At 67.3% G+C, this 21,457-nt stretch carries 19 protein-coding genes and 2 pseudogenes; 17 read left to right on the forward strand and 4 right to left on the reverse strand.

Annotated features, from left to right (window positions below):
- Positions 1 to 82: 82 nt before the first annotated feature.
- The 8 genes from C693_RS0108115 (at position 83) to C693_RS0108145 (ending at position 4,941) form a co-directional block, all read left to right on the forward strand.
- Positions 83 to 1,252: a GGDEF domain-containing protein gene (locus C693_RS0108115; protein WP_017461765.1), complete on the forward strand. Its 1,170-nt coding sequence runs from the start codon at positions 83 to 85 to the stop codon at positions 1,250 to 1,252.
- Between the two features lie 70 nt (positions 1,253 to 1,322).
- A complete protein-coding gene (locus C693_RS21370) occupies positions 1,323 to 1,541 on the forward strand; it encodes a hypothetical protein (protein ID WP_017461766.1) in 219 nt (72 codons plus the stop codon).
- A 215-nt stretch (positions 1,542 to 1,756) separates the two neighbouring features.
- Positions 1,757 to 2,146, forward strand: a complete 390-nt coding sequence (locus tag C693_RS0108125) for a hypothetical protein (RefSeq protein WP_198506847.1) — start codon at positions 1,757 to 1,759, stop codon at positions 2,144 to 2,146.
- A gap of 357 nt (positions 2,147 to 2,503) precedes the next feature.
- On the forward strand, positions 2,504 to 2,965 hold the full coding sequence (locus C693_RS0108130) for a YhfG family protein (protein WP_017461768.1): 462 nt from the start codon (positions 2,504 to 2,506) through the stop codon (positions 2,963 to 2,965).
- Between the two features lie 4 nt (positions 2,966 to 2,969).
- Complete coding sequence (locus tag C693_RS0108135; RefSeq protein ID WP_017461769.1) at positions 2,970 to 3,560, forward strand: putative adenosine monophosphate-protein transferase Fic; 591 nt, start codon at positions 2,970 to 2,972, stop codon at positions 3,558 to 3,560.
- Positions 3,561 to 3,724: 164 nt separating this feature from the next.
- Entirely contained in the window at positions 3,725 to 4,120 is a 396-nt protein-coding gene (locus C693_RS24380; protein ID WP_277813084.1) for a hypothetical protein, read from the forward strand.
- Positions 4,041 to 4,298, forward strand: coding sequence for a hypothetical protein (locus C693_RS24480; protein WP_430536799.1), 258 nt, complete (start codon positions 4,041 to 4,043; stop codon positions 4,296 to 4,298). The genes C693_RS24380 and C693_RS24480 overlap by 80 nt, the downstream gene beginning before the upstream one ends.
- 82 nt (positions 4,299 to 4,380) lie before the next feature.
- On the forward strand, positions 4,381 to 4,941 hold the full coding sequence (locus tag C693_RS0108145; protein ID WP_017461771.1) for a hypothetical protein: 561 nt from the start codon (positions 4,381 to 4,383) through the stop codon (positions 4,939 to 4,941).
- Positions 4,942 to 5,274: 333 nt separating this feature from the next.
- Here C693_RS0108145 and C693_RS0108150 read toward each other — a convergent pair whose 3' ends face one another.
- From C693_RS0108150 to C693_RS0108160, 3 genes and pseudogenes are all read right to left on the reverse strand, one after another.
- A complete protein-coding gene (locus tag C693_RS0108150) occupies positions 5,275 to 5,994 on the reverse strand; it encodes a hypothetical protein (protein ID WP_157798575.1) in 720 nt (239 codons plus the stop codon).
- Positions 5,995 to 6,394: 400 nt separating this feature from the next.
- A pseudogene (locus C693_RS21380) lies at positions 6,395 to 7,090 on the reverse strand (IS3 family transposase); the annotation flags it as partial.
- A gap of 13 nt (positions 7,091 to 7,103) precedes the next feature.
- Positions 7,104 to 11,513: a DEAD/DEAH box helicase gene (locus C693_RS0108160; RefSeq protein WP_052329372.1), complete on the reverse strand. Its 4,410-nt coding sequence runs from the start codon at positions 11,511 to 11,513 to the stop codon at positions 7,104 to 7,106.
- Positions 11,514 to 11,698: 185 nt separating this feature from the next.
- Here C693_RS0108160 and C693_RS0108165 point away from each other — a divergent pair, with 185 nt between their 5' ends.
- Positions 11,699 to 13,963: a beta-glucosidase gene (locus C693_RS0108165; protein ID WP_017461775.1), complete on the forward strand. Its 2,265-nt coding sequence runs from the start codon at positions 11,699 to 11,701 to the stop codon at positions 13,961 to 13,963.
- 680 nt (positions 13,964 to 14,643) lie between these two features.
- Here the strand turns inward: C693_RS0108165 and C693_RS23990 are convergent.
- Positions 14,644 to 14,802, reverse strand: coding sequence for a hypothetical protein (locus tag C693_RS23990; RefSeq protein WP_017461776.1), 159 nt, complete (start codon positions 14,800 to 14,802; stop codon positions 14,644 to 14,646).
- A 130-nt stretch (positions 14,803 to 14,932) separates the two neighbouring features.
- Here C693_RS23990 and C693_RS0108180 point away from each other — a divergent pair, with 130 nt between their 5' ends.
- The 8 genes and pseudogenes from C693_RS0108180 to C693_RS0108215 form a co-directional block, all read left to right on the forward strand.
- Complete coding sequence (locus tag C693_RS0108180) at positions 14,933 to 15,808, forward strand: alpha/beta hydrolase (protein ID WP_017461777.1); 876 nt, start codon at positions 14,933 to 14,935, stop codon at positions 15,806 to 15,808.
- A gap of 45 nt (positions 15,809 to 15,853) precedes the next feature.
- Positions 15,854 to 16,918 (forward strand): alkane 1-monooxygenase, encoded by a 1,065-nt coding sequence (locus tag C693_RS0108185; RefSeq protein ID WP_017461778.1) that lies wholly within the window; start codon positions 15,854 to 15,856, stop codon positions 16,916 to 16,918.
- Between the two features lie 194 nt (positions 16,919 to 17,112).
- Positions 17,113 to 18,579, forward strand: a complete 1,467-nt coding sequence (gene ccoN / locus C693_RS0108190; protein WP_017461779.1) for a cytochrome-c oxidase, cbb3-type subunit I — start codon at positions 17,113 to 17,115, stop codon at positions 18,577 to 18,579.
- A 10-nt stretch (positions 18,580 to 18,589) separates the two neighbouring features.
- Complete coding sequence (gene ccoO, locus C693_RS0108195; protein ID WP_017461780.1) at positions 18,590 to 19,240, forward strand: cytochrome-c oxidase, cbb3-type subunit II; 651 nt, start codon at positions 18,590 to 18,592, stop codon at positions 19,238 to 19,240.
- Complete coding sequence (locus tag C693_RS0108200; RefSeq protein WP_017461781.1) at positions 19,237 to 19,422, forward strand: CcoQ/FixQ family Cbb3-type cytochrome c oxidase assembly chaperone; 186 nt, start codon at positions 19,237 to 19,239, stop codon at positions 19,420 to 19,422. Before ccoO ends, C693_RS0108200 begins: the two co-directional genes overlap by 4 nt.
- Positions 19,419 to 20,333 carry a cytochrome-c oxidase, cbb3-type subunit III gene (ccoP, locus tag C693_RS0108205; RefSeq protein WP_017461782.1) on the forward strand — a complete coding sequence of 305 codons (915 nt, stop codon included), beginning with the start codon at positions 19,419 to 19,421 and terminating at the stop codon, positions 20,331 to 20,333. Before C693_RS0108200 ends, ccoP begins: the two co-directional genes overlap by 4 nt.
- Positions 20,320 to 20,538, forward strand: a complete 219-nt coding sequence (locus C693_RS0108210; RefSeq protein WP_017461783.1) for a hypothetical protein — start codon at positions 20,320 to 20,322, stop codon at positions 20,536 to 20,538. Before ccoP ends, C693_RS0108210 begins: the two co-directional genes overlap by 14 nt.
- A pseudogene (locus C693_RS0108215) lies at positions 20,535 to 21,457 on the forward strand (heavy metal translocating P-type ATPase); the annotation flags it as partial. The gene C693_RS0108210 and the pseudogene C693_RS0108215, both read left to right, overlap by 4 nt.

The following is a 21,457-nucleotide window of genomic DNA, read 5'->3' on the forward strand; positions in this document are numbered from 1 at the left end:
CCGCGTGCTGCCCCCGTTTTTGACTATCATCCCCGGCATCCATCAGGGATCGGCGAATCGTCGGCCGCCGTCGGGGGACGTCATGGAACTGCTGCTGTTGTGGCGCTGGAGCACCCTGGTCCAGGCCACGTCCGACCTGATCATCGCCGTGTTCTTCGTTTCGCTGGCGCTGTCGTTGCGCAGACGCGAGCTGCAGCCGTGGCTGGCCGCCTGGTTGTTCAACCTGTCTGCGCTGCTGGTCACCATCGTGTACTGGCTGGCGCAGCCAGTGTCCTCGCGCACGGCTGCGGTGTTCGCGGGCTTCGGTTATGTGTTCGCCAAGACCATGTTCGTGGCGCTGATGGTGGTCGGTGCGGATCGTTTCCGTGGCCGGTCGTATGCGGATTCGGGCTTTGCGAAGGTGGCGGTCGTGGTGGCGCTGTTCGCCGCGGTCACCGCGCTGGCCGTCCACTCCACCGACCAGCTCGGCGTCATCCAGGAAACCGTCATCGCGCTGGCCTTCGGCGTCGGTGCCCTGCGGCTGGTGCGCAGCCCCGGCTTCGGCTGGGTGGCCGTCGGCTTCAGCCTGCGCGCCATGCTCTCGGTCGCGGCGGTCGCCTGCTACGGCATCCAGTGGGTCTCCGGCGCACCGCAACCCGGCACCATCCTGGCCTACTTCGTGGCCTCGCATTCCTCGTTCGATACCGGTGCCGAATGGGTGATCGCGCTGGGCTGCCTGCTGGCCACCTACCGGCTGATCCAGCGCGAGCTGAGCGAGTCGAATACCGAACTGCGCACCGCCCGCGACCAGATGCAGCAGCTGTTGCATCGCGACCAGCTTACCGGCGTGTTCAATCGTCGCGCGCTGCCGATCATGCTCGCCGAGGCGCGCAAGGCCGGCGCCACCGTGCTGTTCTTCGACCTGGACCATTTCAAGCGGATCAACGACGAGCTTGGTCACTCGTCCGGCGATGCGAGCCTCGCCCGCTTCGCCCGGGCGCTGCAGGCATCGTTCCGCACCGACGACCAGGTCATCCGCTACGCCGGCGACGAGTTCGTGGTGGTGGCGCAGGACATGGACCCGGCTGCCATCGCCACGCGGGTGCAGTCGGTGCGCGAGCAGCTGCAGCATGCCGATGCGCTGACGCCCGCGATCAGCTTCTCCGCCGGCGTCGCCGTGCTGCCACCGCAGGGCAATCCGGACGCCGTGCTGCGCGAAGCCGACCAGGCGATGTACGACGCCAAGGCACGCCGGCAGCCGGTGGACGCGTGACGCGTGCCGTGAAAGCCTGGTCAGGACCGGGGGCTAGACTGCCGGCAATGCCAAGCGAAGGAGCACAGCCATGAACGAGCGCGACCCGAGCGAGCGGGCCAGGGCGATGCGCGTCGGCCTCGGCCTGACCTACGGCTCTGGAATCGGCGTGGCCCTGGGCGCGGGGCTGGGCGCCGCGTTCGGCCACGTTGCACTCGGCGTCGCGCTGGGTGTGGCCCTGGGTTCGGCGCTCGGGCTGATCGTGGCTGCGATGATGCCGGCATCGCGTGGCAAGGGTTCTGGTGGGTGAGAGGAGGCATCGGCCGGGAAGCCGCGCAAGGCAGGGAAACGTAGCGAGGTCGGCACTGTTCCCTGGTTCGTCCGTGCGTCCTCATGGTTCACGGGATTGGTGAACCTGACCCCGTTGCTGCCGTTTGTCGGATGCCTCCCACACCGAGGATGTGCGATGAGATCTCCCGGCTCCCTGTCACCATCCGGACCGTCCTCAAATGGGCGCTGCCTTGCTTGCTCACCGCCGGCACGGCTTACCTGATCGAAATGGACGGCATGTGCGACAGGGAGCACAACGACATCCTGATCCCGGCGCTGCATACGGCATCGGGGCTCGAAGACGCGTCGGTGTCGACCATGTTCGGGCGGCGCGAGGTACAGCTGGAGCAGCCGGCAGGACGGGTCGTGATTGCCCGTTGGCCGGGGTTTGCGTCGTCGCTGCTTCGCACGGCTGTGGCTGACGTCCACTGGAAGCCGCAGACAGCTCTCATCGAGAAGGACAAGAGACAACCTCTTGCTCATGGAACCTGGCGGGAGCCGTGGAAAGTTGCCGATGCCCTTGCGGCCTCCGACGGCTTTCTGGCGGAAGAGCGCCGGGAAAAATCGCCGTCGTCAGGCGTGTGATGATCGGATGGACCTACGTCGATCAAGAGCGAACGCTGCGCCTGCAGGAGCTGGAAAGCGCCAAAGATGTCGATGGTGCGCTGGTCAAGGGTGCTCGCCTGATTCGGTGGCGACGTCATCTACGCCGAATGCCATGATCGTGGCCGGGGGATACGTGACCTTATCTACATCGCGCCATCGGATGAGTGGGACGTCGATGTGTTGGAGAATCCGCCAAAGACATAGCTGCCTGGAACCGGTGGGAGCAGGCCAAGTTCCGCGCCCGACATAAGTGAACCTGATCTTGATGGCTATACTCTATAATCGACACGAAGCTCAAGAAACGCATGATGTCCCTGCAAGGCGCGAAAGCAAGAAATGAAGACTCTTCAGATAATCGAGGCATTGGATGTCGGTGGCTTGAAGTCACTGGGTTCTTTTGCCCAGGTCCGGGGTGCGGTGGAGGCTTCATTTGGTAGCCAGTTTGGCTGTCGTGGCTGGTCATCGCTTTTCAGCAAGCTGAAGTCATTGAAAAGCGAGGTTCCACGCCAGGGGGCCAATCTCCTTGGTGCTTGCGAGCGGGCGGCATTTCAGGATTCGGTGAACGAGGTGTCGAATATTCTTGGCGTGAAGGTAAAAGCCAAGACTCGCTCTGAGCTGGTCGAAATTGTTAATTGTTTCATCAGGGCATTCCCGCCAGCTCCCTTCGACCCGTATGAGTACTACGAGAAGACCAAGCTCGCGAAGTTCAAGGGAAGCTCGAAGCTCGAAGGTATAGATGTCGATTATCCCGATGAGAGCGTTACGCTGGAGAGCGTGCTGAACAAACACCGCAGGTGAGTACATGGACAGGTACGACGCATCGCACGACCACTATTGCTACAAGGGTACATCGACACTGAAGAACAAGCTCAACATACAGGAGCTTGGTCAACTTGAGGTGGCGGAGAGAGAAATCACCACTCTCACCGCGAAAAGGATTCATTTCAGGCAGCCACCCTACAATCTCGATTACCTGAGAAGCCTCCATCGCCAGCTTTTCTCCGATCTGTATGACTGGGCGGGAGAACTGCGTAGCGTAGATATATCAAAGGGCGGAACCCGCTTCTGTACATGTACAAGAGTGGTTGTTGAGTCGCAGAAGCTTTTTAACGCCTTGCAAGCCAAGAACTGGTTGCGGGGTATGGAAAAAGGCGAGTTTTGCGAAGCGCTCGCGGAGTATTACTGCGAGTTCAATATGGTCCATCCCTTCCGGGAAGGAAATGGCAGAGTTCAACGCCTTTTCTTCGAGCATCTGGCATTGTCTGCTGGATATGATTTTGACTGGGCCGACGTGAATCAGGTGGAGTGGATTCAGGCCAATATTGATGGCGTCAATGTCAACTACGGCACGATGGCCAACATCTTCAAGAGAATAATCACGCGAGTGGCATGATATGCGCCGCCCTCCGTTCGAAAGGAATCGGGTTGGTTTTCATGCACGATTACTCTGCGTGCTATCGCTCAAAGCCGCGGCGACCTGCCCTCATCCAGCAACTTCAACTGATTGGCCGCCCGGGGTTGCCCGGATCGAGGACGAGGACACCTGCTTGAAACTCTGTGCGCTCAGCGCTCAGCGCTCAGCGCTCAGCGCTCAACGCTCAGGGCCGAGCCGCGGGCTCCGATGTCGGCCCATGCTCCAACTACGCTCGGCGGAGCCTTTCGGGATCACTGCCTCCGCTGCTGCCTCATCCGACGCTCGAGGGCGCGACCGAGATGGACGGATCTGCTCGACCGCCAGATATTCTGTCCAATCGGAGCACGGGGATGTACGACCCGGATACGGGTGGTACTCCAGCATTTGACCGGCCGAATGCGCTGCGTCGTTCCGATGGCGATTTCTACATTCCGGAAGGGGTCGATATTCCCCCCGGATCTGAAGCTCAAGAACGATGGGTTCAACAAGCGACCGAAGGTGACGCACTTCACCATCATGCCTTCGAAGCCTTTGCCTAAAGCTACGTTAATGGGCGCACTGGACAACCTGGATCAATCGAAGGCAGCCGCAGATCCGGAACAACTTCTTGTCAGCTTCGACCTGGCTGAGTTGGATCACAGGCACGCCTACCAACTTGCAACGGCCCAATATGAGGAGCTTCCGTCATGCGAAGAGCTCATCAAGTGGTCCCTGTAGCTGTCCGCATCTGCCTACGGATGGCCCCTCACATGAGTAACCTGGGGAAGTAACCTGACCTCGATGACAGCGGGCGTACCCTATGCAGCTCTGGCGATGGAACGGCGCAAACGACAGCTTCACCACCTTGCTGCCGGTGAATGACGCGGATTTGCTCGGTGGCGTGTTTACCGCCGACGGAACGCCCAAGACCTGGGGTGCACGCCCGAAGGTCAGGCCCGCCCTGGAGAAGGACCCGAAGAAGCAGCTGCCGCTGGGCGATCTCAGCTTCATCATGGGTGCCAGCGTGGTGTTGAACGACAAGGCTTGCGCAGCCTTGGGCGACCTGTTGCGGCCGTTCGGTGAATTTCTGGAACTGGACCTGGTGGATGCCACCGGGCTGGCTGGCGGCGACCAGCGCCTGTACTTCTACAACGTCACCCGCATGATTCCGTGCATCGACGTGACGCGACCCGAGATGGATGGCAAGAAGGTGATCGCGCCGGCGTTCCTCCCTGGTGCGGTGCCGGGTGAGGCGGCGATCTTCAAGGATCCGCTGCGCAAGAAGGCCGATATCTATCTGAACAGCGCCGCGCATGATGCGGTGGTGCAGCGGATGAAAGAGGCGGATCTGCGCGGGTCAACGCTGCGGCGGATCGGCTGAAGGCGGTGCTGATGGCCGAGGCAGGTTCGCTAGTGAGCCTGACCTCATTCGCTCTACCGGCCCGAAAGTAAAATCTGACCCCTGCTTCATCGGGACCTCCGAGGGGGCGACGGTGTCATCCGGGGGATTTAATTACCCCCGTCCCCTTAAATTCTAAATTCTCGAAAATGCCCGAAATGACACGCGTGCATTCATGAGCAACTTTAAAAATGGAATACTAAGCATTCATTTGGAAAAAATGCATGGAACTAGCTTCCCAGGTAAATCCCTTTGGTGGAAGAAAATAACCCTTAGTCGATCCACCCGAGAGGCAGGCCACCTGAATCTTAAAAACTAAACGAATGGCCCGTGATTCATAAAACGCACTTTCAAATCAGGCAATGCCGAAATTATCTTATCAAGCTCCATGATGCGCTTTGGATAGATCGTATCAAAGTCATCGCTTCGATAACGCTCAACAAAGTCAAAATCACCGAGCAAAATCCGCACAACACATATCATGACACCCTTTTGACGCTCCATCTCGTCATAGGGCAAATTAATATGACGCGTCTCATAGCGCGGAGGCAGATTTTCCAGGAGCGCACGCTCATCAGCAAGATTATAGTGCCGATCAATGAATGCAATACCATCCGCCATCACCGCCACTAATACAGGTCTTACATCTTTTATATCGATCACCAGCTCCTCAACGGCTCGCGCGGGGTGCCCGGAAGATGCGAAGCAAGCCTTATCCTCGAAAATCCAGCTCGTCAGGCGAAGGTGATCGGGAAGATATTGAAGCTCCTGCGCAACAGCCTGAAAATTCACCAATGACGTCGATAGCTGGTACCCCATAATCGACTTGTAGAGATTCATCGATTTCTTGTTGTTTATATGAACGCTAGGCTGCAATGGCGTACTAACCCGGTCAAAAGCGAAGCCCGGATCTACAATTAAATCCGTATGCTTAAGAGAGCCATTCTTGAACTTTCCAGAGACAAAGCTCCACCCATTGAACTCAGCGGCAACCTCTTTGCATATCTCGCTTAGATTTTGTTTGAACGTAGTCATATCAAAGTCACAGCTTCCTCAGAACGATCATTGGCGGAGGTTGAAGAGGACCACTCATGCCGGCTTTAGAAGCGTTCGTGCCGGCCCCAGTCCCCGCCGCTGCACCCGATTGCACAACGGGATAGACTGTTGACTGATTGGTGGTCAGGCTGGCATTCCCCGTCTTCACCTCAACTACAGCCTGCCCCTGCGAATTAAGATTGAACGAAGAGATTGGATTTCCATTTCCGTCAATTAGCACGTTTCCGTTTATATCTTCTGCAACGAAGCCCGGCGGCACCTGAGCCGCAGCATTGGGCGCCCCATTAAGCGCACAATCGGCGATGCAACGCACTGCTCCTGTCGTTAGAGTCACTTGGGACTGCACTAAAAAGCCTTGCCCCTGAATGTCCTTTAAGACTCAGCTTCTTACACTACCGACGTCCCCCCGCGTTGAGTAGCGGGACGGTTTAGAGTCCGGGGGGCACTTTAACTGCTTGGCATAGGCGGCGGGTGTCAGCCCGCCCAGCGCCTTCTTCGGTCGCTCCTCGTTGTATTTCCGCCGCCAGCGTTCGATCTCGGCGCGGGCGTGCAGCAGGCTGGGAAACCATTGCTCGTTGAGGCATTCGTCGCGCAGTCGGCCGTTGAACGATTCGATGTAGGCGTTTTGGTTCAGCTTGCCCGGTTCGATCAGCCGCAGCTGCACCCCACGCTCGTGCGCCCAGGTCACCATCGCCTTGCCGCAGAACTCCTTGCCGTTGTCGCTGCGGATCACCTTGGGCAGGCCGCGGCTGAGCGCCAGGCGATCCATCCCCCGCGTCACGCCGAGGCCGGAGATCGCCCGTTCTACCTCGATGACCACCGCCTCATGGGTGGCGTCATCGACGAGCGTAAGGCACTTCAGGACACGGCCTTCGGCGGTGCGATCGAACACGAAGTCCATCGACCAAACCTCGTTGGCCGCCGTCGGGCGAGCCAGCGGCTGGCGTTCGCCCGGAGGCACCTTTTTCCGTTTGCACCGCCGCACCTGCAGCCGGGCTTCCTGATACAGCCGCTCCACGCGTTTGTAGTTCACCGGCAGCCCGGCTTGTCTCAGCTTCAGATGAATCGTCCCCAGAACGGGGTCAGATTCACTTACCGAGTCGCGCCTGCGCTCCATGATCGGCTTGCGTCTCCGGTGCCCCCCGACTGGCCGAACCCCTCACACTCAGCGCCTCGCGCCACCGCTGCTGCTGCTCCCTATCTCCTTCCACTAACCAAAGCAGCTTCCCACTCACCCACGCGGCGACCGGCAGGCCATCCTCGAACAGAATCCGAGTGCCGATGACAGCAGGAATCCGCTCCCCGGCGAGCACACTGCCGGTGAGATTGAGCGGATCGCAGCCGCTGACGACCACGAGTTCGCCGCTCGCTTCGCGCCGTGCGATGGATCGCAACGCCGGGATGGCGTCGGGCAGGGCGAACTGTTCGCCGACCAGGCCGTCGACGAAGCGGCCGCCGCGGATTTCGCCGCGCGCTTCCAGCCGCTGGTAGACCTGGCGCAGTTCGCGCCAGCTCGGCAGCCAGGCGGCTTCGCGTTCCAGCAGTCTCCAGAACACCACGCCGTAGCGTTGCAGCAGGGTGCGGGCGACGTGCTCGACCTGCTCGCGGCGGTGCGCTTCGTCGCTTTCCTCGCGTGGTGCGCGGGCGCGCACCAGCGCCCAGCGGCCGGCGTCTTCCAGGGTGCTCAGGCTGTGGTGGCGCACGCGGCGGTGGCGCGGGTGGTCTCGCTTGGCCGCGGGCAGCAGCAGGGCGCGCAGGCCGGCGAAACTGTCGGCGGTGACGCGGCCGGCGGCGACCAGCTCGCCCAGCGCGTCTTCCAGCTCGGTGCGCAGCAGGCGGGTGCTGGCCATCAGCTCGTCGAAGAACAGCGCGCCCTCGTCGCGCAGCGCGTCGGTCACCGCCTGCGCGCGCGAGGACAGCGCAGGTGCTTCGGCATCGTCGCGCTCGGCTACCGCGGCCCACATGCCCATCTGCCGTCGCGGCAGCAGCACGATGGGCGTGGCGCGTACCGGTCCGCCGCCGCTGCCGCCGGGGCGCAGCCGGCTCCAGCCGATGCGGCCGGCGCGGCATTGCTCGTCCAGCCAGCGGCTGCCGTAGTCGTCGAGGCGGGCGGGGAGCAGTTCGGTTTCCCAGGCGCCGGCGGCGGCCTCGTAGCCTTCCAGTTGCGCCAGCACGGCGGGCAATGCGTCCGGGCCGCTCATGCGTGTGGCCGGGGTGACGTGCTGCCAGTCGAGCAGGAAGCGCAGGAAGTCGCGCCGGCTTACCGGGGCGATCTCGCGGCGCAGCCGGCCCAGCGTGTAGCGGTGGATGCGTGCCAGCAGGTGGCGTTCGCACCATTCGATGGCCGGTGTGTCGGGGCTGAAGTGCCCCTGCATCACGTAGCCCTCGGACTGCAGGCGGATCAGCGCCAGTTCGATATCGCCGATGGCCACGCCCAGCGCGGCGGCCAGCGGTGCCACCGGGGTCGGACCCAGCCCGCCGAGACGACCGCGCAGTAGTTCGCGCAGGGCATCTTCGGGCGTCCAGGCCTGCGCGGCGTATTCGGCGGGCGCGTTGATGGCCGGTTGCCGCGTGGCGTGCGGATGAACCGCCTGCCACAGTGGCAGGCGTTCGGCGGCGACCCACACGGCAGTGGCCGGGGCGAGGCTGAGCCGGGTGGCGCGATGCGCCCTGGCCAGTGCGCGCAGGTGCGTGTCCCAGCCGACGTTGGCCACCACTTCGGCCTCGGTGATGCCGCCGAGCACGGTCAGCGCGTCGTGCATCTCGTCGGCGTCGCGCACCTGTGGCCAGGCTTCCTCGCGCACGGCGGCGATGGCGTCGGGATCGAGCCGGCCGAGGTCGTCGGCGTCTTCCACGTCGCCCCAGCGGCGCGCCTGCACGGCCTGGGTGCGGCGTTCCTCCAGCGGCGCGTCGTCGAGGAAGGCGTAGGGCGCGGCGGTCAGCACCTCGCTGGCCAGCGGGCTGGGTGCGGCAAGGTCGCGCGCGATCACGGTGATGCGGCCTTCTTCCATGCCGCGCAGCAGGGCGAGCAGGCCGTCGGTGTCCATCGCCTCGCGCAGGCAGTCGTGCAGGGTCTGGTTCACCAGCGGGTGATCGGGCACCTCGCGCTCGCCGACGATGTTCTCCAGGCAGGCGACCTGGTCGGGAAACACGGTGGCGAGCAGGTCTTCGCTCTTCATGCGCTGCAGCTGCGGCGGCACCTTCTTGCCGCCGGCGAAGCGCGGCAGCGCCAGCGCGGTGACCGCCGCCCAGCGCATGCGCGTGGGGAACAGCGGCGCGTCCAGCAAGGCCTGGGTCAGCACGTGCTCGGCGCTGGACGAATGCAGGTAGTGCGCCACCTCGATCAGCGGAAAGCTGTGGCTGGTGGACAGCGACAGCACGATCGCATCCTCGGTGGCCGCGGCCTGCAGCTCGAAGTTGAACTGGCGGCAGAAGCGCTTGCGCAGCGCCAGCCCCCAGGCGCGGTTGAGCCGGCTGCCGTAGGGCGTGTGGATCACCGGCTGGGTGCCGCCGGATTCGTCGAAGAAGCGCTCGATGACGATGGTGGATTGGGTCGGCAGCTCGCCCAGCGCGGCCCTGGCGCGGGCGAGGTAGTCGGCCAGTTGCTGCGCGGCGGATTCGTTCAGGCCGAGGGTGTCGCGCAGCCAGGCCTTGGCCGCATCCACGCCGCCGGCGGCGAGCTGTGTGCCGATCTCCCCGCGCAGGCGCGACACGCCGAAGGAGAGTTCGTCGCTGCGCCCCGGCGCCTCGCCCAGCCAGAACGGGATGTTCGGCGGCACGCCCCTGGCGTCTTCCACCCGCAGCTTGCCCGGCTCCACGCGCTGGATGCGGTAGCTGGTGTTGCCGAGCTGGAACACGTCGCCGGCGAGGCTTTCGATGGCGAAATCCTCGTTGACCGTACCGACGATGGTCGCCTGCGGTTCCAGCACCACCTGGTAGTCGGCGGTATCGGGGATGGTGCCGCCGGAGGTGACCGCGGTCAGCCGCGCGCCGCGCCGGCCGCGCAGCTGCTTGTGCACGGCGTCGCGGTGCAGGTAGGCGGCACGCGCGCCGCGGCGGGTGGTGAAGCCGTCGGCGAGCATGCGCACGATGGCGTCGAAGTCGCTGCGCGCCAGCGCGCGGTACGGATGCGCGCGGCGCACCAGTGCGTACAGCGCGTCCTCGTCCCACTCGGTGCAGGCGACCTCGGCGACGATCTGCTGCGCCAGCACGTCCAGCGGCTGTGCCGGCATCCTGAGGGTGTCCAGTTCGCCGCGACGCACGCAGTCGAGCAGGGCCGCGCATTCCACCAGGTCGTCGCGCGAGGTGGCGAACAGCCGCGCCTTCGGCGTGCCGCCGACCGCATGGCCGCTGCGCCCGGCGCGCTGCAGGAAGGCGGCGATCGAACGCGGCGAGCCGAGCTGGCAGACCAGGTCGACGTCGCCGATGTCTATCCCTAACTCCAGCGAGGCGGTGGCGACCAGCGCGCGCAGCTCGCCGCGCTTGAGCCGTTGCTCGGCGTCCAGCCGCTGCTCGCGCGACAGGCTGCCGTGGTGCGCGGCGACCAGTTCCTTGCCCAGCCGCTCGGACAGGTGCCGCGCGGCACGCTCGGCCATCCGCCGCGTGTTGACGAAGATCAGCGTGGTGCGATGCGCCTCGGCCAGCGCGGCGAGGCGGTCGTAGACCAGCGCCCAGGTGTCGTTGGACATCACCGCTTCCAGCGGCACCGGCGGCACCTCGATGGCGAGGTCGCGCGGGCGGTCGTGGCCGATGTCGACGATGGTGCAGGCGGGTGCGCCGGCGGTGCCCGGCGCCGCGTCGTCGGCCAGCGGCGCCAGCGTGGCGCGTTCGCCCTCGCCGACCAGGAAACGCGCCACCGCCTCGATCGGCTTCTGCGTGGCGGACAGGCCGATGCGCAGCAGCGGGCGCTGGCACAGCGCTTCCAGCCGCTCCAGGCTCAGCGCCAGATGTGCGCCGCGCTTGCTGTCGGCCAGCGCGTGGATCTCGTCGACGATCACCTCGCGCACATGCTTCAGCGCCTCGCGGCCGGAGGCCGAGCCGAGCAGGATGTAGAGCGACTCCGGCGTGGTGACCAGAATGTGCGGCGGGTGTTTGCGCATCAGCGCACGCGCGGCCTGCGGCGTGTCGCCGGTGCGCACCGCGGTGCGGATGGCGACGTCCGGCAGACCGGCCGCTTCCAGCTCGGCGCGGATGCCTTCCAGCGGCGCCTCCAGGTTGATCTGGATGTCGTTGGACAGCGCCTTCAGCGGCGACACGTAGACCACCCGCGTCTCGTCCGGCAGCGCGCCGCCGTGCGCCACGCCCTCGCGCACCAGCGCGTCGATGGCGGCGAGAAAGGCGGTCAGCGTCTTGCCCGAGCCGGTGGGCGCGGCGACCAGGGTGTGCTCGCCGCGGCGGATCGCCGGCCACGCCGCTGCCTGCGCCGCGGTGGGCGCGTCGAAGCGGCCGCGGAACCAGGCCGCGACGGCGGGGTGGAAGTCGGCGAGCAGGGTGTCCATGTCCGGCCTCGGCCCGGTGGTGGGAGCGGCAGGCGTCACCCGCCAGATATGGGGCAAGGCGGGCAGCGTGGCAAGCGGCGGTCGCGCGGACTGCGACGCAGCCGCCTTGTGCTTGCGATGCGCTTTGAACATGCTCGGCGGCGCATCCCGCCTCCACCCATCCCGCCGCCCTCAAGGAGGATCCCATGTCCGCACGTCAGCGCCTCCCGCGCACCCTGCTCGCCGTTGGCATCGCCTGTGCCGCGGTCGGTCTGTCCGGGGTGTCGGCCGCCGCCACCGCACCGGCGGCCCGGCCGTGGATGAATGCCGCGCTGTCGCCCGACCAGCGCGCCGACCTGCTGGTGAAGGCGATGACCCAGGACGAGAAGTTCCGGCTGATCCGCAGCGAGTACGGCGCGGACTTCGAGGGCAAGCACAACAAGCCGGCCGGCTCGCTGGGCACCGCCGGGTTCATCCCGGCGATGCCGCGGCTGGGCCTGCCGGCGATCCACGAGACCGACGCCGGCCAGGGTGTGGCCCGTCCGCTGCTGTTCGGCGATGGCGACACCGCCCTGCCCGCGGGCCTCGCGGTCGCCGCCAGCTTCGATCCGCAGGTGGCCCACGCCGGCGGCGCGATGATCGGCCGCGAAGCGCATCGCATGGGCTTCGCCGTGCTGCTGGCTGGCGGCGTGAACCTGGCGCGCGACCCGCGCAACGGCCGCAACTTCGAATACGCCGGCGAGGATCCGCTGCTGGCCGGCCGCATCGTCGGCGCGGCAATCGCCGGCATCCAGAGCGAGCACGAGGTGTCCACCGTCAAGCACTACGCGATGAACGACCTGGAGACCGCGCGCACCACGCTCAGCGCCAACATCGACCAGACCGCCGCGCGCGAGTCGGACCTGCTCGCCTTCGAGATCGCCATTGCCGACGGCCAACCGGGTTCGGTGATGTGCTCGTACAACCGCGTCAACGGCGTCTACGCCTGCGAGAACGACTGGCTGCTCAACCAGGTGCTCAAGCGCGACTGGAAGTACCCCGGCTTCGTGATGTCCGACTGGGGCGCGGTGCACAGCGCGGCGAAGTCGGCGCTGGCCGGGCTGGACCAGGAGTCCGCCGGCGAGCGCTTCGACAAGGAGGTGTACTTCGACAAGCCGCTGCGCGAAGCGGTGGCCAGGGGCGAGGTGCCGCCCTCGCGCATCGACGACATGGTCCACCGCATCCTGCGCAGCTTCTTCGCGGTGGGCGCGTTCGAGCACCCGGCGAAGGTGGCGCCGATCGACTACGCCGCCGACGCGAAGGTGTCGCAGCGGGCCGCCGAGGAAGGCATCGTGCTGCTGCGCAACCAGGACCACGCGCTGCCGCTGGCCGGCGCGGTAGGCCAGGTCGCCGTGATCGGCAGCCATGCCGACGTGGGCGTGACCACCGGTGGCGGCTCGTCCGGAGTGAAGCCGCGCGGCGGCAGCCCGGTCACCGGCGTGGCGCCCACCGCCTGGCCGGGCCCGAAGGTGTACCAGCGCTCCTCGCCGATGCAGGCGATCGCCCGGCGCAACGGCGGCAAGGTGGCCTATGCCAGCGGCGAGGACATCGCCGCGGCGGCGAAGCTGGCAGCGCAGTCGAAGGTCGCCATCGTGTTCGCCGAGCAGTGGACCGCCGAGTCGTTCGACGTGCCGACGATGGACCTGCCGGGCCACCAGGACGCGCTGATCGCCGCGGTGGCCAGGGCCAATCCGCACACCATCGTGGTGCTGGAGACCAACGGTGCGGTGAAGATGCCCTGGCTGGATCAGGTGCAGGGCGTGCTGGAGGCCTGGTATCCCGGCGCCAACGGCGGCGAGGCGATCGCCCGCGTGCTGTTCGGCGAGGTCGATGCGTCAGGCCGGCTGCCGGTGACGTGGCCGAAGGACGAGTCGCAGCTGCCGCGCCCGACCATTCCGGGTGCCGGACTGGCGGCGATCGGTATCCCGCCGCAGGGCCAGCCGCAGCAGGACATCGACTACGACATCGAGGGTGCCGACGTCGGCTACCGCTGGTTCGAGAAGCGTCACCTCGAGCCGCTGTTCGCGTTCGGCCATGGCCTGAGCTACACCACGTTCGCGTATGGCACGCCGAAGCTGGAGAACCACGACGGCACGATCAGCGTCAGCGTGCGCGTCACCAACACCGGCAAGCGCGCCGGCGTGGCCGTGCCGCAGCTCTACGTGGCGCCGCCGCAGGGCGACACCACCCATCGCCTGGCCGGTTGGCAGCGGGTGAGCCTGAAGCCGGGCGAGAGCCGCGACGTGCGCATCGCGGCCAGCCCGGTGCGGCTGGCGCACTACGACGCGGCGAGGCACGGCTGGGTGCGCGATGCCGGCCGCTATCGTTTCCAGCTGGGTACGGACGCCACGTCGATGCTGAAGGCCGACCTGTCGGTGGGCTTGCCCGCCGCCACCTGCACGCTCGAGGCCTGCACGCCCGTCGCGCACTGACGCCATCGCCCGCCGCCCGTAGGAGCCCGCTCGCGGGCGATGCTCTTTCTTTCGATGGGATCAGGAGCAAGGGCATCGCCCGCGAGCGGGCTCCTACCGGGTCGGCAGCAACGCGGGCGCTTTGCGGGACCATGGTCGCGACGGATCAGTGCCTGCCGCTTCGCCGGGCACGGATGCCGTGAGCATGCTGAAGGCCGATCTGGCGGTGGGCTTGCCCACCGCCACCTGCACGATAGAGGCGTGCACGCCCGTCGCGCACGGATGCCATCGCCCGTCGCCCGTAGGAGCCCGCTCGCGGGCGATGCCTTTTCTTTCGATGGTGATCAGGAGCAAGGGCATCGCCCGCGAGCGGGCTCCTACCGGGTCGGCAGCAACGCGGGCGCTTTGCGGGGCCATGGTCACGATGCGGGGCCATGGTCGCGACGGATGAGTGCCTGCCGCTTCGAGCCGGGCACGGACGCATGTGACCATGCTGAAAGCCTATCTGGCGGTGGGCTTGCCGGCGGCCACCTGCACGCTCGAGGCCTGCACGCCCGTCGCGCACTGAAGCCATCGCCCGTCGCCCGTAGGAGCCCGCTCGCGGGCGATGCTCTTTCTTTCGATGGGGATCAGGAGCAAGGGCATCGCCCGCGAGCGGGCTCCTACCGGTTGGGGGGCGAGACCGGCGTTTTGCGGGCGGATCAGCGCCGGCCGCGGATCGCCCGGACCAGCCAGCCCATCGCCAGCAGGCCCAGCACCAGCCCGATGCCGGCGCCCCACAGGGCACCGGTCGAACCGTCGATCAGCCAGCCGAGGCCGAAACCGGCGAGGAACAACAGGGGCAGGGGCAGACAACCCATCACGCGACTCCGCGGCAAGCGAGTTCTCCAGTGTGCCGCATGTCGGCGAAGACGACCGGCGCGAGGTTGGCGCAACGCGGTCACCCGTAGCATCATCCGATCTTTGTGCATGTCGCTGGGGGAGCCATCCATGGACGTGGCCACGTGCCCGCAACCGCCCCACGCCCGCGCGCCGGAAGGCAAGCGCGACGAGCAGCGGCTGCCCGACGGCCAGGTGCTGGTGCGTCGCCACTGGGCCTTGCCCGGGGCGCATCGCGCGGTGCTGCTGGTGCATGGGCTGGGCGAACACAGTGGTCGCTACCGCCACGTCGCCGCCTGGTTCAACGCGCGCGGCTACGACGTGATGGCGTACGACCAGCGCGGCCACGGTCATTCGCCGGGGCCGCGCGGGGTGTTGTCCCATCCGGACGACCTGCTCGCCGACCTGGCCGCGGTGTATGCCGGCTACGCGGGTACCGCGCCCGCCCTGCCGCTGCTGCTCGGTCACAGCATGGGTGGCCTGGTCGCGGCCCGCGCCGTGCTCGACGGGCGGGTGACGCCGGCGGCGCTGGTGTTGTCCTCGCCGGCGTTCCGCAGCCACGAGGCGCCGTGGCTGCAATCGCTGGCGGCGGTGCTCTCGCGCACCCTGCCCAATCTGCCGCTGCGCACCGGACTGGCGCTGGATCACCTGTCGCACGACGCGGCGGTGATCGCCGCCTACCGCGACGACCCGTTGTGCAGCGGTCGCATCACCCCGCGCATGGCGGACTTCATCTTCCGCGCCGGCCCGTCCTGCATCGCCGATGCCGCGCGCCTGCCGGTGCCGACCCTGCTGCTCGCCGCCGGGGCCGACCGGCTGGTCGATCCGGCCGGCAGCCGCGAGTTCGCGTCGGCCGCCTGGTCGTCGCCACACCTCACCACGCGGCACTTCGACACGCTCTACCACGAGCTGTTCAACGAGTCCGAGCCGGGCCGCAGCCAGGTGATGAAGCAGCTCGGCGACTGGCTGGCGCGCCTGCCCGGCTGAACGGGCGGGGTGACAGCCCGCGCCCGCGGGCATAGGCTGGGTCCCATGCGCACCCGTGATCTCGGGTTTCTGCTGGCCTTCTCCACCGCGGCACTACCCGCGGGCGGATTGCTGTTGGCGCGCCAGGGCCTGCCGCTGGATCTTGCCGCGTGGTTTCCGATCGCCTTCATCTTCGGCGTGGTGCCCTGGATCGACGCGGCCTGCGGCCTGGACACGGATAACCCGGTGGATGTCGACGAAGGGCATCGGCTGGAGCACAGCCGCTATTTCCGCACGCTCACCGCGCTGGTGCTGCCGGTGTGGCTGGGCCTGCTTGGCTGGTGCACCTGGCAGTTCGCGCAGCAGCCGTTCGGACCGGTCGGCCAGGTCGGCTGGCTGGTCTCCACCGGCGTGATTGGCGGCGTGCTGGCGATCAACCCGGCGCACGAGCTGATCCACAAGTCCTCGCGCTGGGAGCCGCTGTTCGGCGGGGTGCTGCTGACCAGCGTGGGCTATCCGGGCTTCAAGGTGGAGCACGTGCGCGGGCACCATCTGCACGTGGCCACGCCGGAGGATTCTTCCAGCGCCCGGCTCGACGAATCGGTGTATGCCTTCGTGCCCCGCGCGTTGTGGCGCAACGCGCGCAACGCCTGGCGGCTGGAGGCGCAGCGGCTGCGCGCACGCGGTCACTCGCCGTGGGGCGCGCGCAACGAGATGGTGCGGTGGTATGCGCTGTGGCTGCTGTTCATGGCGGGATTCCTCGCCGCCGGCGGCGTGCGCGCGCTGGCCTTCTTCCTGCTGCAGGGACTGATCGCGGCGGCCACGCTGGAAGTGATCAACTACGTCGAGCACTACGGGCTGGAGCGGCGCGAAGTCGCGCCCGGCCGCTACGAGCGGGTCACCCATCACCATTCCTGGAACGCGCCGCAGCGTTACACCAACTGGCTGCTGTTCAACCTGCAGCGCCATTCCGACCACCACGCCGTGGCGCGCCGCCGCTACCAGGCGCTGCGGCACCACGACGACAGCCCGCGGCTGCCGGCCGGCTACGCCACGATGTTCGTGCTGGCGCTGGCGCCGCCGCTGTGGCGCAGGGTGATGAATCCAAGGGCGCTGGCCTGCCGGCACTGATCCGGCGCACGAGCGTCAACGCACAAGCCGGGCAGGAATCTTCCACACCCTGCCCGGATCGACCGCCACGATGGCAGGTCAGGGGGACAGTCCACCGGAGCGTGGCGCGGTGGCTTGTCGCAGGGGCCTGATCCAGATCAGCGATCCGGCCGAAACCTGCCATGACACTTTCGCCACTTTCCCGAGGGCATCCCATGCCGAATACCGAGTACTACAACGACAAGGTGGTGCGGCAGTTCCTGCTGGCCGCGGCCGTCTGGGGCATCATCGGGATGTCCTTCGGCGTCTACGCCGCGGCCGAGCTGATGTGGCCGGCGCTGAACTTCGACATCCCCTGGATGACCTTCAGCCGGATCCGCCCGGACCACACCTTCGGCGTGATTTTTGCCTTCGGCGGTTCCGCGCTGATGGGCACCTGCTACTACGTGGTGCAGCGCACCGGCCACGCCCGGCTGGCGCTGGGACGGCTGGCCACCTTCACTTTCTGGGGCTGGCAGCTGATCTGCGTGCTGGCGATGGTGACCATGCCGCTGGGGATAACCCAGAGCAAGGAGTACGCCGAGCCCGAGTGGTTCATCGACATCCTGATCGCGGTGGTGTGGGTCAGCTTCGGCACGGTGTTCTTCGCCAGCCTGGCGCGGCGGCGCATCCAGCACATCTACGTGGCGAACTGGTACTACGGCGCCTTCATCATCGCCGTCGGCCTGCTGCACATCGTCAACAACCTGGCGGTGCCGGTGTCGCTGTGGAAGTCCTACCCGATCTACTCCGGCGTGGTCGATGCGATGGTGCAGTGGTGGTACGGCCACAACGCGGTGGCGTTCTTCCTCACCGCCGGCTTCCTCGGGATGATGTACTACTTCGTGCCGCGCCAGGCGCAGCAGCCGCTGTGGAGCTACCGCTTCTCCATCGTGAACTTCTGGGCGCTGATCTCGGTGTACATGTGGGCCGGCTCGCACCACCTGATGTACACCGCGCTGCCGGACTGGGTGCAGTCGGTCGGCATGGCGTTCTCGCTGATCCTCTTGATGCCGAGCTGGGGCTCGGCGGCCAACGGCCTGCTCACCTTCAACGGCTCGTGGGAGAAGCTGCGCACCGACCCGGCGGCGAAATTCATGGTGATGTCGCTGGTGTTCTACGCGGCTGCCACCTTCGAGGGCTCGATGATGGCGATCAAGACCGTCAACTCGCTCTCGCACTACACCGACTGGACCATCGCCCACGTGCACTCCGGCTCGCTCGGCTGGGTGGCGATGATCACCATCGGCTCGCTCTACGCGATGGCCCCGCGCGCGCTGGGCAAGCCGGCGATGCATTCGCGCCGGGGCATGGAGCTGCACTTCTGGCTGCACATGATGGGCACGCTGATGTACGTCGGCTCGATGTGGACCGCGGGCGTCACCGAGGGCGTGATGTGGCGCGCCACCCAGCCGGACGGCGCGCTCACCTATCCGTTCATCGCCAGCCTGATCGCGATCAAGCCGATGTACCTGATCCGCTGGGGCGGCGGGGTGCTGATCCTGTCCGGCATGTGGGTGATGGCGTGGAACCTCTGGCACACCGCGGACGACGCGCGGGCGCGGCTGATCAAGCCGATACCGGTGCCGATCCCCGAGCCGGTGCCGCACCAGGTGCCGGCGCCGCTGCCGGCCGCGGGCTGAGGAGGCGACCATGGCCTACAAACATTTCGAAGCGATCGAAAAGCACGCCGGCCTGCTCGGCATCCTCATCGCGATCATGGTGTCGATCGGCGGACTGGCCGAGATCACCCCGCTGTTCATGGAGGCGCACGCGGTGAAGGCGCCGCCCGGGGTGAAGCCCTACGACCCGCTGCGGCTGGCCGGGCGCGACATCTACGTGCGCGAGGGCTGCTACCTGTGCCACTCGCAGATGATCCGCGCGCTGCGCGCCGAGACCCAGCGCTACGGCCACTACTCCACCGCGGAGGAGTCGGTCTACGACCGGCCGTTCCAGTGGGGTTCCAAGCGCACCGGGCCGGACCTGGCGCGGGTCGGCGGCAAGTACTCCGACCAGTGGCAGCGCATGCACCTGATGAACCCGCGCGCGCTGGTCCCTGCCTCCAACATGCCGGGCTTCCCCTGGCTGGCCAAGGCGACGCTGGACCCGTCCGACATCCAGGCGCGCATGCGCGTGCTGCGCGAGCTGGGCGATCCGTACACCGACGCAGACATCGCTGCTGCGCCCGCCGCGGTGGCCGGCAAGACCGAGATGGACGCGCTGATCGCCTACCTGCAGGGCCTGGGCATCAAGAACGAGCCGCAGCCGCCCGCGGCGCCGGCCAGCGCGGGAGGTGCGCCATGAGCCACGAAGCGTGGGGCCACCTCGCCGGCGCGGTGACGGTGGTGCTGATGCTCACCTTCGTGGGCATCTGGGTGTGGGCCTGGCGCAGGCGTCACCGCGAGGTGTTCCGCCGCATGGCGGGCCTGCCGATGGAGGATGCGGCCGATCCGACCGCCGATGACGACGCGGGAGAGCAGCGATGAGCGCCGGCTGGTCGATGTGGGTGATGTTCCTGATCGTGCTCAACCTGGGCATCACGTTCTTCCTGTTCCTGTGGGCACCGCGGGCGAAGATCCCGACCCAGCCCGATGGCACCAGCGGGCACGTGTGGGCGCACGGCGTGCTGCGCGAGGGCGTGCGCCGGCTGCCGCTGTGGTGGGTGGTGTTCTCCGCGGCGATGTTCGTGGCGGGGTTCGCCTACCTGGTGCTGTACCCCGGTTTCGGCAACCACAAGGGCACGCTGCACTGGACCGCGCATGGCGAGCTGGCGAAGGACGTGGCGGCCAACGACGACAAGCTGGACGATCTGCTGGCGCGCTTCCGCCAGTACCCGATCGAGCAGCTCGCCGGCGATCCGGCGGCAATCCAGATGGGCCACCGCCTGTTCATGGACAACTGCGCCGCCTGCCACGGCCCGGCCGCGCACGGCAACCAGGCGCTGGGCGCCCCCAACCTCACCGATGACGACTGGCTCTACGGCGGCAGCGGCAAGGACATCCTCGCCAGCATCGAGCACGGCCGCGCCGGCGTGATGCCGCCCTGGGGGCAGAGCCTGGGCGAGCAGAACGTGAAGCACCTGGCGCAGTACGTGCTGAGCCTGTCCGGCGCACCGCACGACGCGGCCGCGGCGGCCGCGGCCAGGCCGCTGTTCGCCACCTGCGCGGCCTGCCACGGGCCGGAGGGCAAGGGCAACCAGGCGCTGGGCGCGCCCAATCTCACCGACCGCATCTGGCTGCACGGCGGCAGCGTCGCCGACATCGAGACCACCATCCGAAATGGCCGCCAGGGCGCGATGCCGGCCTGGGACAAGCGCCTGAGCGCCGACCAGATGCGCGTGCTGGCGTCCTACGTCTACCACCTCGCCCATCCGGACATCGGCGATGCCGGACGCTGACCCGCGCGGCCGCTGGTATCGCCAGCCGGTGTTGTGGCTGGGAGCGGTGGTGTTCGTTGCTTCGATCGCCGGCTGCGTGTGGATCATCGCGATGGGTGCCCGTCACGCCGACGTGCCGGTGGATGCGCCGCACGCGGTGTTCGGGGTGCCTTCGCACGGCCACGCGCATCCCGCCCCAGCGGGCACCGCGGCGTCGCCGCGATGAACGCGGTCTGGGCCCACCCGCAGCTGGCCGCGCAGGTGCTGCGGCCGCGCCGCGACGGCCGTGCCGAAGCGAGCCTGCGGGTGTCGCCGCTGGACGATCCGCGCCGCGTGCTGCGCGTCGAACAGGTGCTGCGCGCGCTGCCGGGCGTGCAGCGCGTGGGCGTGGATGCCACGCGCCAGCGCGTGTCGGTGGTGTGGGATCCGGCGTGCCAGCAGCTGCCGGCGCTGCTCGACGCGCTGGGCGGCATCGGCTGCCGCGCCGAACCGCTGCCGCGGTCGCGGGCCGATGGCGAGGTGCAGGGCGCCGCGCACGACATGCTCAAGCGCCTGCTGGTGGCCGGCATGTGCGCGATGCAGGTGATGACCTACGCCTTCGTGATCTACATCGGCGTGGTCGATTTCGTCGACTTCAGCACGCGCGGGCTGTTCCGCTGGCTGGGTTTCCTCACCACGCTGCCGATCGTCGGCTACGCCGCGTTGCCGTTCTACCGCGGCGCGCTGGCCGAGCTGCGCGCGCGCCGTCCCGGCATCGACCTGCCGGTGGCGCTGGCGGTGCTCTTGGTGTTCGCCGGCAGCGCGTGGAACACCTGGCGCGGCGGCGGCGAGATCTATTTCGACTCGGCGAGCATGTTCGTGTTCCTGCTGCTGGTGGCGCGCTACGTCGAACTGCGTGCGCGCCAGCGCAGCGGCGCGCTGGGCGACGCCACGGTGGACGCCGCGCCGCTGCTGGCCGAGCGACTCGGCGTCGACGGCCGGCGCGAGTGGGTGGCGGCCACCACGCTGCTGCCGGGCGATCGCGTGCACGTGGCCGAGGGCGCCACGGTGCCGGCCGACGGCGTACTCGACAGCACGCACGCCGAGCTGGACGAGGCGCTGCTGTCGGGCGAATCGCGCCCGGTGCGGCGGGGGCGGGGGGGGGC

The sequence above is a fragment of the Dyella ginsengisoli LA-4 genome, from assembly GCF_000334915.1.
Lineage (GTDB): Bacteria > Pseudomonadota > Gammaproteobacteria > Xanthomonadales > Rhodanobacteraceae > Dyella_A > Dyella_A ginsengisoli_A.

What these genes read in the sequence shown, in the direction of transcription:
- C693_RS0108185 (WP_017461778.1), top strand. Translation starts at nt 15,854, where the DNA reads ATGCGCACCCGTGATCTCGGGTTTCTGCTGGCCTTCTCCACCGCGGCA.
- C693_RS0108130 (WP_017461768.1), top strand. Translation starts at nt 2,504, where the DNA reads ATGAAGACTCTTCAGATAATCGAGGCATTGGATGTCGGTGGCTTGAAG.
- C693_RS0108180 (WP_017461777.1), top strand. Translation starts at nt 14,933, where the DNA reads ATGGACGTGGCCACGTGCCCGCAACCGCCCCACGCCCGCGCGCCGGAA.
- C693_RS0108200 (WP_017461781.1), top strand. Translation starts at nt 19,237, where the DNA reads ATGAGCCACGAAGCGTGGGGCCACCTCGCCGGCGCGGTGACGGTGGTG.
- C693_RS0108210 (WP_017461783.1), top strand. Translation starts at nt 20,320, where the DNA reads ATGCCGGACGCTGACCCGCGCGGCCGCTGGTATCGCCAGCCGGTGTTG.
- ccoO (WP_017461780.1), top strand. Translation starts at nt 18,590, where the DNA reads ATGGCCTACAAACATTTCGAAGCGATCGAAAAGCACGCCGGCCTGCTC.
- C693_RS0108160 (WP_052329372.1), bottom strand. Translation starts at nt 11,513, where the DNA reads ATGGACACCCTGCTCGCCGACTTCCACCCCGCCGTCGCGGCCTGGTTC.
- C693_RS0108165 (WP_017461775.1), top strand. Translation starts at nt 11,699, where the DNA reads ATGTCCGCACGTCAGCGCCTCCCGCGCACCCTGCTCGCCGTTGGCATC.
- C693_RS0108145 (WP_017461771.1), top strand. Translation starts at nt 4,381, where the DNA reads ATGCAGCTCTGGCGATGGAACGGCGCAAACGACAGCTTCACCACCTTG.
- C693_RS21370 (WP_017461766.1), top strand. Translation starts at nt 1,323, where the DNA reads ATGAACGAGCGCGACCCGAGCGAGCGGGCCAGGGCGATGCGCGTCGGC.
- C693_RS0108135 (WP_017461769.1), top strand. Translation starts at nt 2,970, where the DNA reads ATGGACAGGTACGACGCATCGCACGACCACTATTGCTACAAGGGTACA.
- C693_RS0108150 (WP_157798575.1), bottom strand. Translation starts at nt 5,994, where the DNA reads ATGACTACGTTCAAACAAAATCTAAGCGAGATATGCAAAGAGGTTGCC.
- ccoP (WP_017461782.1), top strand. Translation starts at nt 19,419, where the DNA reads ATGAGCGCCGGCTGGTCGATGTGGGTGATGTTCCTGATCGTGCTCAAC.
- C693_RS0108115 (WP_017461765.1), top strand. Translation starts at nt 83, where the DNA reads ATGGAACTGCTGCTGTTGTGGCGCTGGAGCACCCTGGTCCAGGCCACG.
- ccoN (WP_017461779.1), top strand. Translation starts at nt 17,113, where the DNA reads ATGCCGAATACCGAGTACTACAACGACAAGGTGGTGCGGCAGTTCCTG.
- C693_RS23990 (WP_017461776.1), bottom strand. Translation starts at nt 14,802, where the DNA reads ATGGGTTGTCTGCCCCTGCCCCTGTTGTTCCTCGCCGGTTTCGGCCTC.